Below are 13,566 nucleotides of genomic sequence, written 5' to 3'. Positions count from 1 at the left end.
TAGGAGTTACAAAGGTGAGATGCTCCCAACGCTATAGCGTTAAGCTACTTTGCCTTTAAATTGGATATTGTTACAATTTAGAAAAACAAGCAAAAACCATCCCCTGTTCCCTCGCCTCAACGACCCCTATAAATGTTCTACAGCTTAATCCAAAATCTAAAATCCCAATGCAGTTCAATCCCCTCACCTCTGAAATCATCATCGAATTTCTCCAAAAAAAGCTCTATTTAAGTGAATATCGTACCTTAAGTCTTCAAGAAGAAATGATTATTAAAGGAATCATTGATCAGCATAGTTATGAAAAAATTGCTCATCAAATTTATCTTAGTCCAGGCACCACCCGCAATATTGCCTCTCAGCTTTTCCGTCACTTATCAACATTGTTTAAAACTAAAATAACCAAGAAAAATTTTGGCGTATTTATCGAGAAAACGATGAACAACAAGGAAGATTTCATTGCTGAATTAGAAAGTTATACGCCAAACTGTTTAGAGGCAAATTTATCTGTTATTTTATTAATCGACGATCAACTGGAAAACCTGTTGCTTCTCAAGCAAATTCTCTCTCAAAATAATTACATAGTTCGTACCATTAAGAATGGCCGGACAGCCCTAGAGCTAATTGATAAAATTAATCCAAACTTAATTATTTTAGATATTTTAATGCCTGATCTAGATGGCTATGGAGTTTGTAAAACACTAAAAGAAAATCCACAATATAAGGAAATTCCTATTATCTTTCTCAGTGCTATTAGTGATTTAACTGACAAAGTAAAAGCCTTTAGTTTCGGGGCTAGTGATTATATTACCAAACCTTTTGAGCCAGTTGAAGTTTTAGCGAGAGTCTCCTATCAAATTGAACTTCAATCTCAACGCCGAGCCTTGAAGACAGAAATTGAATCTCATCAAAAAACTATCGAATCCTTGACCCAATCTCGATCAATTTTAGCTAGTCTTCTCAATTATGCTCCCTATGGAATTGCCGCTTTATCCGCTATTCGTAGTCCAGAAACTGGAGAAGTTATTGATTTTGAGTTTATTCTCGTTAATCCAATTTTTATCAAACTTTTTCCCGCTGACTCTGATCTGATTAAAAGTGGTTCAAGTTGTGTCTCATTTTTGCAAAAAAAACAACTGGATTGGCTGCCAAAATTAATTAACCTAGTAACAGCTGGCCAACCCTTCTCCGAGATTATCAATCTCGCCAGCCAAATTATTGAAGTTCAGGGAACTAAATTAGGCGATGGTGTTAGTATAACCTTACATCCTATAGTTCATCATTTTTAATTATCTTCAGTAGGCAAAAGTGAAAAAATATCTATCAATCGGTCAATTTCAACCGCCTTAACTAATTTGCCTAACTCTTGAGTTAATTGGGGATAATCAGGCTCAATTTCTGCAAGTAATCCCAGCATTGTTAATTCATCTAGTGCAGTTAGAGCCTCATAGAAAGCGCGACACCATTGAGGTGATATACCTTCAATAATTTTCGGAGTTAATGACCTAAATTTACTGATTTTTACCTTGTCTTTTGCTACCAAATTAGTTTGCTCAGTCTGAATTTCTGCTTGTAAAATTTGGACTGGTAAACAAAAATAAATCCGAGTTCCTTGACGCACTTCGCTTTCTAAGCTAATACTACCGCCTAAAAGTTTAATATACTCTTGAGTTAGCATCAACCCCAAACCCGTTCCTTCAATTAAAGGATCAGGATTTTGACCTCGATAAAAAGCGTTAAATAGCAGTTCTTGTTCCGACTGGCTAATCCCGACTCCTGTATCTTCTATCCAAAAATTAAGTTGAGCATTTTCTTGATCTAATTTTTGCAAGGAGACTGTTAAAGAAATGCTTCCCACAGATGTAAACTTAAAGGCATTACTGAGCAAATTAAACAAGATTTGTCGTAACTTAGTTGCATCAACTCGAATTAGGCGAGGACAAGCGGTGAGAAAACTAACCTCAAAATCTAAGTTTTTTATCTCGCTACTAAGCTGAAAAATTGCTTCAATATCTCGAATAAAGTCTAAAAAGTTAAGAGATTGAGGCTGTATTGATAATTTTCCGGCTTCAATTTTAGCTAAGTCTAAAATGTTGGTAATTAATAAAAATAAATTTCTGCTATTTTTTCGCACAATATTGAGGGATTGAGTTAAGTGTTTTGGCAACGCCGGATCATTGACAACTATGTCAGTAAACCCTAAAACTGCATGAAGGGGTGTTTTTAGCTCATGACTCATATTGGTTAGCAAAATGCTTTTAGCCTGATTGGCGATTTCTGCTTTTTCTTTAGCATCAGCCAGTTCTTGAGTCTGTTTCTCCACTTCTTGTGTTAAGATTTTGTTATAATCTTTCAGAAGTATTTCCGCTTGTTTTCTGTCGGTAATATCTTCAATAATAATCAGAGCAAAGATAATCTTATTGGCTTCGTCAAAAATCGGCTTTCCCAATATCTTAACTACAATACTTTGGTGATTGACTTTAATAGTTATATCATCTAGAGTAAATGATTCTCCTATTAAAATTTTCTGCATATTTTTCTCAAAAAATTCTAGGCTCGCAGCCAATAAAATATTGCCTTCTTTGTTGATAAAAATTTGCTGTTTTTCCAAATTATAAACTGTAATACCAATCGGTATTGCTTCCAAAAACTGTCTTAATTTTTGTTCTTGAGACTGAAGTTGTTTTACATATTCCTTTAGTTGATACGCCATTTTTTTAAAGGCTTGAACTAAGTTTTGCAGTTCAGTAATCGAACTTGCTTTAAGTTTTTTTTGCCAATCTCCTTCGGACAAGGCTAAGGTTGCTTGACTTAAGCGGGTAATCGGTTGAGTAATGTAATAAGCAGAAATTAAACCAATAATAATAGCCATCAATAAAGCTAAGCCAGATAGCAGAAAAGTAACACGTTGATTTTGCCAAATTTTCCCTAAAATATCAGCCTGTGGAATTACAATAATTGCTAACCATTGCAGTCCATTTTGTTGCTGGAGTGGGAGTGCTAAGACAAAATACTTTTGAGAGTTGATAACTAATGAAGAAAAATACTGTTTTTCAAATTTTTTTACCGGTAGATTGAGTAATGTTTGTGATATCTTTTTGGTGATAAGATTAGGACTTTTAGTTGCCAACAAAGGAACTGCCTTGCCATTAACAACTTCTAACTGACTTTGACCATTAGAAGTAGCAATTAAATAACCATTTTTATCAATAATAAAGATGCTACCCGTGCGCCCAATTTTCAGGGATTGCAAAAATTTATTTAGATAGGACAAATCTACCTGAATAGATGTTACCCCTAATAATTGAGAACGCTTCCCATTGTAGAGGGGACGAGAGAAGTTTATTACTAAATGTTTTTGAAAAACTCTATGGGCAAATAAAGGAGTCCATTGCATTTTGCCCGTTTTTATCACCTGGGTGTACCAGGGTCTGTTAGTCACTTTATAGCGATTAGCGAGGATTTTGGGATTGCGTTTCTTTTGATAATTTTCTAGAGAAGAATAGCCATAGTAATTATATTGCGTTTTTCTTCCTACTTCCCCTAACCCTTGAAGGATTTGACCTTGTTTGTTATAAGTGTGACCGGCTGCACGAAATTCATTGGCTTGATTACTCACCATAAAAGCGGTAAGAAAATCATGGCGATGGTTTAGATACTGTTTGTATAAATAAGAGCCCCAAGGTTCTAAGTCGTTGAGATTTAAGATTCCTAAATCAATTAAATCTTGATGTTCTTGAGTGAGAGCAATCGGTTTTTCTAAAAAATTGTCAATTTCCCCTTGCAAGCGATCGCCAATATCTTCTAGCAAGGAAAGTGTTAACAGATTAATCGCTTGCCAAGTGCTGTAGTAAGCCAGCCAACTTATACCGCCGATCACAATCATCAACTGCACAACAAAAGGAACCGTCAGAAGGATTTTCAGGGAAAGCCAGCGAGATAGATCAAATTTCATTACCGTCATCGAGAAACTCGCGAAATACAACTCTCGGTTCGGGAATCACTATAGGTAGTGTTTCAATGACTGATCAAACCTACCTGTAGTGGTATTAGTTCAACTTATGCCACTACAGGCAGTGGATAGCTTAATCCAAAAACACTATATGTGGAAAATGAGCGAACCGTCAGATACAAGGTATGATAGCTTCTTTTAGATGCGGATGTGGTATTTATTGATCATGAAGTGCGGAATCTGGAACATAAGACTAATAATCATTCTACTTTCCTCATTTTTGCCAGCCACTCAATTAAACTCTGTAACTGCTTCTAAGAACTATCAAATCCTGGAGTGTCTCGTAGGGAGTGATGATCGATCGAAGAAAGCCACTTTTAGGGACACTGTGCATCAATTCCCAATCTTCTAATAAACTACTAGCAAAGAAGAGTTGAGCATTCCATGAGCCGAAAGGTTGTTGTGCCTGTTCTTCTCCTGTTTCGTCGCTACTAATAAGTACCTAGGCAAAATTAATTACACATATCTAACCCCGCTCTTGCCTCTTGCCTCTTGCCTCTTGCCCATCTTCACTAGGAAATTAATTTTGCACGACTACTTACTTAAACTATTGGCTTCTGTGGCTGATTGTACCGATGGAGTTGTGCTTTGAGCATTGCTTAAAACCCCCAGATTAACGACACCATTATTCGTTAATTGAGGGGAATAGGGGGCAGTAGGTATTACATTACTGGTACTTGTAGAGAATTGACTACTGCTAACGCTAAAGGTTTGAGTGTAAAAGTCGGTATCTTCTTTGATACTGAGATTCGCCATGTTATCAAAGTTAACCTTTGAACCGATAACGATTACTTCGCCGCTATCAGTAAGCTGCCCGCGCATTTAAATTGCTTGTTGAGACGAGGCAAGAGGCACTCTTGCAAGAGGCAACAGTAAAGGGATTGGGGGAGATTCGGCTAATCTTAAGAATAAGCGCTTTAAATGCGTCTTAGCTTAACTGTAACGGTAGGTTCTAAATCACCCACTTGATCAGAGGTGAGAGTTTGAGGAGTATCTAACCATTGTAAATCAGCATTCTCGTCGTATTGGGCGGCGGTATAGAAAAAATCGCTATCATTCAGATTTCCCTGTTGCCATACCACTGCTAACCCCGGATTGCTACTATCAATCAGCTGACCACTAGCGACGAGATTAAGACTGGTGACAGGTTCAGTACCCGTAAAAGCAATAGCTTCGGCATTTTTCCAAGTTTCCGAATTATTGTCATAGACTGTGTGCCAAATATTGCCATTATCAGCCCAAACGATATGAGTAACCCCTGTGGTAGAGTCAGTGGTGATAGCCGAAAGACTGGAAGCGAGATTAATAGACATTTCAATAACTCCTTTAAATTCAAAGTTTGCCGAAAAATTGGTGGTGATTCGCTAGTAGTGATGGAGGCTTAATCCTTTGCTTTGCTGTGCATTGTAGTCATGGATAAAATACCAATTAATTAACTCGCACTATGGCATCCATAAATAAATATGTATAATATAGTGCTTCTCACGCCGGTGTGACACATTTAAACCTTGGCTGATTAAGCTTTTCACCATCAATAATGTACCTCTTGCCAACAGGAAACGCGATAAATTAAACTCTACTTATTGAGCCGGTAAAACTGGAAAAGCATCTAGAATTATAGATTTTATTAAGAATTGAGTCGCCTGAAACCCTGATGAGATTGTCGTTTATTCTCATTGACACTCCCCCGCTAACCGCTCGCGCGGTGTAGCGGGGGATTCTCGGTTCTTAGGCTTTTAACTAGGGTTTGCGGCAAAAAGTTTTTCGTGGGGGCAGGGTGTGGCCCCCCCAACCCCCCCCCTGCCCCCCCGACATCGGGGGGGTTGGGGGGGTGGGGTGTAGGGTTTTACCGATTTTGAGGTAGTCAGTTACCTAATTTTCAGGCAAAAAGTACCGGAATTTTACCCCCGATCAGTGCAAGGGTCGGCACTTTTTGAGGTCAAAAAAGTCTAAAAGTCTTATCCAACAAGGTTTTTAGATTTATTCAGCAAGCTCTAACTAGATCGACCTGGTTTAACCTGGTCGATCCCCGTCAAATCGCCTCCGCGAGCGTTTTCTAACACGGTCAGTCCGACCGCGTTTTTTCCTCGGTTCTCGATTACCTTCGCTGATGCCGTATCTCTTGGTTCGATGTGACCGCAAGAATCACACCGGTGAACTCTTTCCGATAACGCTTTTTTGCCGGTAATCGCGCCACAATTAGGACACTCTTGCGAAGTTCCGTTTTTATCGACTTTAAGATAATATTTTCCCCTCGCTCCATTGAGATAGGGCTTGCTGAATAATGGTAAAACCTTTTGAAAATAAGGCTTTTGACCTGTTAAAATCCGATGTTCATGCTGCGAAAATAGGATTGGGACCTTCAAAAACCTGGCATTATCCTTCTTGTGGTACATAAACTGGTACAAAAAAAAGAGGGCAACAAAGCCTGAAACTCCTGACTCGGAGACTCGGAGACTCCTGACTCCTAACCCCACCAACAAACTTTTTGCCGCAAACCCTAATTACTTTCGGTAATTGCTTTGTGGTACAATTTTTGAATTCCCGTCACTAATTTATCTAACATCGATCGATGGCTATCGTGAGTCGGATCGAAACTCTGCACTTTAGTTAATAATTTCGCTTCCTGTGTATCCACGTCGTCATCGCTATAGATTAAAGTGCTAATCGATGCTAGTAGATCTTGATAGATTTCCAGACTAGGATTATCGCCTAAATAGGACTCTAACCATCGATAACATTCACTGGTTTTAACTGGTTTTAGTTCCGATAATAGTGGTTTAATCTCCGGATCATCATCAAGTTTTTCCCTCACAGCTACCTGTCGTAAATAGTTTCTTTCTGATGGTTTAATCACGCCATCAATCCAAGCAACACCGATGAGAATTTTCAGTAATTGTTTATTTTTCATCCCACACTTCCTTGACTAACTTAGCCATAAAAAAACCGTCTTGATTATGCCGATGGGGTAACACTTCGATCGCTCCCGTTTCTGTATAGTATTCTGAGAAAGATGAATTAGAGTCAGGAGTGGCCATTTTCCAATCGGGATGAGCGGCTAAAAACTGCTCGATCACTCTTTCATTTTCTAACGGATTTAAAGTACAGGTGGCATAAACTAAGATTCCCTTCGGTTTTACCCAAGTGGCAGCCGAGGCTAAAAGTTCCCCCTGTCGTTTGGCTAGTACAGGTAAATTTTCGGGTGTTTGTCGCCAACGTATATCAGGACGCTTGTGCAGGGTTCCCAATCCTGAACAGGGAGCATCGATTAGTACACGATCGGCGATGCCGCACCACTGGGGACGATCGCGACTATCCCCTAGATATATTTCGATCGCTTTTAAGTCTAATCTTTTAATATTGGCTTCTAACTGTCGTAAACGGGATGCCGTTTGATCGCAGGCTAATATTCTACCCCGATCCCCCATTAATTCGGCGATATGAGTGGTTTTTCCCCCCGGTGCCGCACAAGCGTCGATAATTGTCTCTCCGGGCTGGGGATCGAGTAGATAGGTGACTAATTGGGCGCTAATATCCTGTAGGGTGTAATTTCCGGCTCGAAATCCCTCTAAACGCTCAATATTGCCTAAACCAGAGGTTAAACGGCAAGCTAGAGGTAATTTAAGATGATTAAAAGTTATATTGGCTGATTCTAACTCATTTTCTAGGGCTTCTCGGCTAGTTTTCAGGGGATTAATCCGAATATCGAGGTCAGGAGAGCGATTAAACCATTGACACAGTTGTTCCGTTTCCGTAACACTAAAGCGATCTAACCACAATTGCACCAACCAATCGGGGAAACTGTGGAGAATGCCCAATCTAGAAGCGGTATTTTCCGGCAAAATTAAAGGATCGTCGCCATTAGCAGTTAAACGGAGATATTGCCGCAGCATTCCGTTAACCACCGCCGCTAATTTGCCTAAATGACTGATTTTAGTTAATTCTACCGCCGTATTCACCGCTGCCGATGGGGGAATCTGGGAGAGATAACGCAGTTGATAAAGACCAATATGGAGAATTCGCCGTAAATCCGGGGGTTGCTGGGCCGCGGTTTTTTTCCCCAAGCGATCGAGCAGCGCATCCAAAGTTCTTTGGCGGCGAATTATACCATAAACAATCTCCGTTGTCAAGGCTTTGTCAAGACAATTTAAGGAACTAGCGGACAAATGGCGATCAAGAGCGCGATCGGGATAGGCGGAGGAGCGATCGATATCGCGTAAAATCAGCAAAGCCAGCTGACGAGCATTATTCATGCAGTTTCTAGACGATTGCGGAGGAATTGGCGTAATATAGTCAGTGCCGGAATGGGGATTTCGTGGCCCATATTTAACTCGTGATATTCGACGTTAACCCCCAAACCAAGCAGTAAATCCCTGGCTTGACGAGCAGCAGCGATAGGAACGACGGGATCCTGCTTACCATGAACAATTAAGACATTTTGTGGACCCTGGGGATGGGGTTCACCGTGCAGATAACCACTCAGGGAACCCAATCCCGCCAAGGGTAAGGATAAACCCACATCCAGCGTCATCGCTCCCCCTTGGGAAAAACCGGTCAAAAAAGTCCGCTCTAGGGTAATGCCGGTAGTTGCTTCTAGGGAAATAATCCAATCCTGCAATTGTTGACGACTAGCGGCTAAACCTTGATAATCGGAGGTTTCTAAAGCATACCAGGCGCGTCCCCCCGGCACTTGGGGATGATCGAAGGGAGCATTGGGAAACAAAAATTGACAATCAGCCAGATCCAGCATCGATGCAAGGGGGGCCAGATCCATGGCATCCGCACCCCAACCGTGCAGCATGATCACAAGATAGCGAGCGGGATTTTCCAGGGAAGGGGGAATGACAATCGGGTTAAAAGACAGAGTTTTTTCCTCGCAATTCTCTTTTTTTCTCTATTCTATAGCGGTTTTCCCCAGGGTGAGATGGCTGTGGGGGAGTCTTTTCAGTAACCAGTAATCAGTGAAAAGAAAACTCCGATTACTACCCCCTTCCTCTCTCGGAGAAGGTTTGAGGATGAGGACAATTAACCAGAGCTGCCATTACTTTGGAAAAATGGTCTTAGTCGTCGTCGAGTATAGTTATTGTCAGCAACTACTAAAATTAATTAATATATCCGCCGCTCACCGTCAAGCGGAAACTAGACAGAATGATCTGGCTATTATCACCCAACCCAGCCTTGATCCGGTGAAAATGCGGGCTAATTGGCAATTTTTCGGCAAAAAAGTTATCTACACCTGTTAACAGGCAATTTATCCCCCGAATGAGCTACAATTATCGGTCCAACGTGGTTAATAGCGAGCAGATGCGTCGCATTGAAGGGGCGATTTTTGCCTCTGGTATGCCTGTGGCCGCTTTGATGGAAAAGGCAGCCCTGTTAACGGCACAACAGCTTAAAAAGTCCTATTCTTTGGCTAATTTCCCCAAAATCGGCGTTATCGTCGGGCCTGGTCACAATGGCGGCGACGCTCTCGTAATTGCTAGAGAATTACATCTCGCCGGTTATCAAGTATCTCTTTTTTGTCCGATCGCCAAACTCAAGGACTTAACTGCACAACAGGCTAATTATGTCAAGCATTTAGGCTTAATTTTTCAGGAAACTTTAGAATCTTTGGAGGATTGTCAGTTAATTATCGATGGTCTTTTCGGTTTTGGTTTAGAAAGGACTTTATCGGGAGAGATTGCCGAATTAGTCGATAAAATTAATAGTTGGCAAAAACCGGTAATTAGTATCGATATTGCTTCGGGAATTCACACCGACACCGGAGAGGTTTTAGGCACGGCAATTAAAGCCACCCATACCTTTTGTTTGGGACTCTGGAAGCGAGCTTTTTTCCAAGATTTGGCCTTACCCTATCTGGGTAAAGTGGAGTTAATTGATATAGGAATTAGTCCCCTTGACCTAGAAACAATTTTACAAGATTCACCGCCAATTCTGAGGGTTAATCCCGATCTAATTCGCCCTTATTTACCCTTACCCCGTCCTCTACTTACCCATAAATATCAGCAGGGACATTTATTAATTATCTGTGGTTCTCGTCGTTATGCAGGGGGGGCAATTCTTGCCGGATTAGGAGCGCGAGGTAGTGGTGTGGGAATGCTTTCGATTGCCGTTCCTGCTGCCCTTAAATCTTTATTAATTAGTCATTTACCAGAAGCATTAATTATCGATTGTCCCGAAACTGCCACGGGAGCTATTGCCGAACTTCCCCTAGAATTAAATAATTATCATGTCCTCGCCTGTGGTCCTGGATTAACCACAGAAAATCCCGCTATTATCGAACAGGTTTTAGATAGTGATAAACCGATTATACTCGATGCCGATGCTTTAAATATTTTGGCTCAACTGGGCATAGAAAAATTATCATCCCGCCAAAATAAGACAATTTTAACGCCTCATTGGGGAGAATTTAAACGCTTATTTCCTAACTTCTCAGGTTCTCAAGATAGGATTAATATCACTCAAGAAGCATCTCAACAAAGTGGTGCAATTGTCTTATTAAAAGGAGCCAGAACTATAATCGCCTCCCCGGAAGGTAAAATCTATATAATCCCCGAAAGTAGCTCCGCTTTAGCGCGAGGTGGTAGTGGTGATGTCCTAACAGGATTAATCGGCGGATTCTTAACCCAAATGCCGGATAATCCCCCAGAAGCAACCGCATTAGCAGCTTATTTACACGCTCAAGCCGGCATTTTAGCAGCCAAAGAAAGGACAGAATTAGGAGTAGATGGAGTAACTTTAGCTAATTATTTATTTGCTGCCCTTAAAGGTTTAAATTAAAATCTGGGGGGAAACACACGCGCCCCAAAAACCGAGTAAAATCGATAAAGGATTAAGTAGGTAGGTGTTAAAAATTGTCAGATTTCCCCCCTTATCAAGGGTAGGGTTGATTCATGAATCAACCCTACCATGAATCAGCCCTAGGATTAAGGGGGGATCAGAATTGATAATTATTACTGTATCTAACATTAAAATATCTTTCATAATACCCACCAAACCTAAGAGAGCCAAAATATTATTAATAGCATAAATGTACTGTATTTAAACTGCCTATTGACATTTTAGTACAAATGCTCGGACTGCCTCAACCTAGCTCCGGCTCTCCCTTCTCCGGTGCAGTCTTAAGGATTAATTTAGATAGTCGGCATTTGATAAAACATAAGGAATGTTAACCAAAACCACTTATCGTTAGGAATTTTGATAAGTTGGAGATTGAACAAAGATAGAAAGTCTCTAGCGCTGACAACTATGGCTGTAATTGTCCAAAAATACGGTGGTACATCGGTAGGTTCCGTGGAACGCATTCAATCGGTAGCTCAACGGGTCAAAAATACGGTAATAGCAGGAAATACCGTGGTGGTGGTCGTTTCTGCCATGGGGAAAACCACCGATGGATTGGTCAATTTAGCCAAACAAATCGCCGCCGAACCCTCGCGCCGGGAGATGGATATGTTATTATCGACGGGGGAACAGGTGACGATCGCCTTGATGAGTATGGCCCTAGAGGAAATCGGACAACCGGCCATCTCCCTAACCGGCGCTCAAGTGGGAATTGTCACGGAATCCGAACATAGTCGGGCCCGTATTTTAGAAATTAAAACCGATCGCCTTTCCCGTCATCTATCGGAAGGTAAAGTAGTTGTTGTCGCCGGTTTTCAAGGTGTTAGCGATAGTGATCAACTAGAGATTACCACCCTAGGGCGCGGTGGGTCCGATACCTCGGCCGTGGCCCTAGCAGCCGCATTAAAAGCCGATTTTTGCGAAATTTACACCGATGTACCCGGTATTCTCACCACTGACCCCCGTTTAGTCCCCGAAGCGCGTCTTTTAGACCAAATTACCTGCGATGAGATGCTCGAATTAGCCAGTTTAGGGGCGAAAGTTCTCCACCCGCGAGCGGTGGAAATCGCCAAAAACTTCGGGGTTCCCTTGGTTGTCCGCTCCAGTTGGACAGAGGATCCGGGTACTTGGGTGACATCCCCGGCACCGAAACCGCGCACCCTGCAAGGATTGGAATTGACAAAAGCAGTGGATGCGGTGGAATTTGAGGGTAATCAGGCGAAAATCTCCCTTTTACGGGTTCCCGACCGTCCCGGTATCGCTGCCCGTTTATTCGGGGAAATTGCCCATCAACAGGTGGACGTGGATTTAATTATTCAATCGATTCACGAGGGTGACAGCAACGATATCGCCTTTACGGTGATGGGAAATGCCTTAAAAAAAGCCCAATCCGTGGCCGAAGCGATCGCGCCGGTTTTACGTTCCCATCCCACTAATACAGAGGAAGCGGAAGTGATCATCGAATCCGGGGCCGCTAAAATCGCCATTACCGGCGCTGGTATGATCGGCCGGCCGGGAATTGCTGCCCAAATATTTAGCACTTTGGCCGCAGCGGCAATTAATATCGAAATGATCTCCACTTCCGAAGTAAAAGTCAGTTGTGTCATCGATGAAGCGGACGGAGAAAAAGCAATTAAAGTCCTTTGTGATGCTTTTCAAGTGGAGTATTCTGCTAAAGTTGCTCATTGCGAAATCCCTAAAAATTTAGTCCCGGTACGGGGAGTGGCCCTAGATAATAATCAGGCACAAATGGCCATTCGTAACGTCCCCGATCGCCCCGGGATGGCGGCGAGAATTTTCTCGGTTTTAGCGGCAAAAAATGTCAGTGTCGATATGATTATTCAATCCCAACGCTGTCGCATTGTCGATGGTATTCCCCGACGGGATATCGCTTTTACTTTGCCCCAAGCGGATGCTAATTCCGCCCAAAAAATCCTCTTAGAACTATCGGAAAGTTTGGGTTTACAGGAAGTGGTGGTTAATAATGATGTGGCCAAAGTGAGCATTGTTGGTTCAGGAATGGAAGGACAACCGGGGGTAGCAGCACGCTTTTTTGAAGCTTTAGCAAAGGAGAAAATTAATATTTTGATGATTGCTACTTCTGATATAAAAATCAGTTGTGTGGTGAATCAGGAAGATGGAGTCAGGGCCCTACAAGTGGTTCACGCCGCTTTTGGATTGGCTGGACAGGGTAAAATTGAAGTACCCGCCTAAATGAAATTACAAGTTCTATGATGGGGGTAAGAGTTGTTTAATTGTTGGCAACTTATACCCCCAAAAACCAGATAAATAAGTTAACCCTCATCACCCCGATTTTATCTATGGACCCTCTTACAGGAGCAGCGATCGCAGTTGGTTCGATTATTGCCACTAAAGCGTTAGAGAAAACCGGTGAAAAAGTGGGAGAGAAAGTTTGGCAACAAACAGAAAAATTTGGCTCTTCGTTACTCTTTATGCTAAATCAACAGACAAGATGCCAAGACAACATACTTCTAACCCAAAAATTCCGAAAGTTTCTCAAGCCATAGCCTCTTCGTTTTATTAGTTTAAGTTTATTGTTGATTCCCTCGACTAATCCATTCGTTGTCCTTCGCTCGAAATAACTAATGATTTCTCCAAACCAGTTTCGGATTGTTTGACAACTCTTGGTAAAAACACTGGAGGATTTTGCCAACCATTCCGAGATGGATAGCATTCCCTCTGTCGGATTCTCTGAG

General features: G+C 41.7%; 12 protein-coding genes and 1 pseudogene. 5 read left to right on the top strand and 8 right to left on the bottom strand.

Annotated features, from left to right (window positions below; genetic code table 11):
* Window positions 1-167 precede the first annotated feature (167 nt).
* Entirely contained in the window at window positions 168-1,286 is a 1,119-nt protein-coding gene (locus O9334_RS06190; RefSeq protein WP_287999675.1) for a response regulator, read from the top strand.
* On the opposite strand, the gene O9334_RS06185 is transcribed toward O9334_RS06190, so the two are convergent.
* The 7 genes and pseudogenes from O9334_RS06185 to O9334_RS06155 all read right to left on the bottom strand — a co-directional run bounded on the left by O9334_RS06185 (window position 1,283) and on the right by O9334_RS06155 (window position 8,810).
* Window positions 1,283-3,808 carry an ATP-binding protein gene (locus tag O9334_RS06185; protein ID WP_353738117.1) on the bottom strand — a complete coding sequence of 842 codons (2,526 nt, stop codon included), beginning with the start codon at window positions 3,806-3,808 and terminating at the stop codon, window positions 1,283-1,285. The two genes, O9334_RS06190 and O9334_RS06185, sit on opposite strands and share 4 nt — an antisense overlap.
* Before the next feature lie 735 nt (window positions 3,809-4,543).
* Entirely contained in the window at window positions 4,544-4,831 is a 288-nt protein-coding gene (locus O9334_RS06180; RefSeq protein ID WP_193745618.1) for a hypothetical protein, read from the bottom strand.
* Window positions 4,832-4,926: 95 nt separating this feature from the next.
* A complete protein-coding gene (locus O9334_RS06175; protein ID WP_045359133.1) occupies window positions 4,927-5,322 on the bottom strand; it encodes a hypothetical protein in 396 nt (131 codons plus the stop codon).
* Window positions 5,323-6,003: 681 nt separating this feature from the next.
* Window positions 6,004-6,267, bottom strand: a pseudogene (locus tag O9334_RS06170) (zinc ribbon domain-containing protein); the annotation flags it as partial.
* Window positions 6,268-6,509: 242 nt separating this feature from the next.
* Window positions 6,510-6,920, bottom strand: a complete 411-nt coding sequence (locus O9334_RS06165; protein WP_045359140.1) for a tellurite resistance TerB family protein — start codon at window positions 6,918-6,920, stop codon at window positions 6,510-6,512.
* A complete protein-coding gene (locus O9334_RS06160; RefSeq protein ID WP_287999674.1) occupies window positions 6,910-8,262 on the bottom strand; it encodes a 16S rRNA (cytosine(967)-C(5))-methyltransferase in 1,353 nt (450 codons plus the stop codon). Before O9334_RS06160 ends, O9334_RS06165 begins: the two co-directional genes overlap by 11 nt.
* Window positions 8,259-8,810, bottom strand: coding sequence for an alpha/beta hydrolase (locus tag O9334_RS06155; RefSeq protein ID WP_287999673.1), 552 nt, complete (start codon window positions 8,808-8,810; stop codon window positions 8,259-8,261). Before O9334_RS06155 ends, O9334_RS06160 begins: the two co-directional genes overlap by 4 nt.
* A 253-nt stretch (window positions 8,811-9,063) precedes the next feature.
* Here O9334_RS06155 and O9334_RS06150 point away from each other — a divergent pair, with 253 nt between their 5' ends.
* From O9334_RS06150 to O9334_RS06135, 4 genes are all read left to right on the top strand, one after another.
* Window positions 9,064-9,252: a hypothetical protein gene (locus O9334_RS06150; RefSeq protein WP_045359145.1), complete on the top strand. Its 189-nt coding sequence runs from the start codon at window positions 9,064-9,066 to the stop codon at window positions 9,250-9,252.
* 19 nt (window positions 9,253-9,271) lie between these two features.
* Entirely contained in the window at window positions 9,272-10,789 is a 1,518-nt protein-coding gene (locus O9334_RS06145; RefSeq protein WP_190380349.1) for an NAD(P)H-hydrate dehydratase, read from the top strand.
* Between the two features lie 468 nt (window positions 10,790-11,257).
* Window positions 11,258-13,063, top strand: a complete 1,806-nt coding sequence (locus O9334_RS06140) for an aspartate kinase (RefSeq protein ID WP_045359148.1) — start codon at window positions 11,258-11,260, stop codon at window positions 13,061-13,063.
* A 107-nt stretch (window positions 13,064-13,170) separates the two neighbouring features.
* Window positions 13,171-13,377, top strand: coding sequence for a hypothetical protein (locus O9334_RS06135; RefSeq protein WP_287999678.1), 207 nt, complete (start codon window positions 13,171-13,173; stop codon window positions 13,375-13,377).
* Here the strand turns inward: O9334_RS06135 and O9334_RS06130 are convergent.
* Window positions 13,311-13,566: transposase (locus O9334_RS06130; RefSeq protein WP_287999672.1), on the bottom strand; the 256-nt coding region annotated here is incomplete at its 5' end. The genes O9334_RS06135 and O9334_RS06130 overlap by 67 nt on opposite strands.

The sequence above is a fragment of the Microcystis sp. LE19-8.1F genome (assembly GCF_027531715.1).
GTDB classification, from domain to species: Bacteria; Cyanobacteriota; Cyanobacteriia; order Cyanobacteriales; family Microcystaceae; genus Microcystis; species Microcystis wesenbergii_A.
This window is presented reverse-complemented; position numbering and strand designations above follow the sequence as displayed.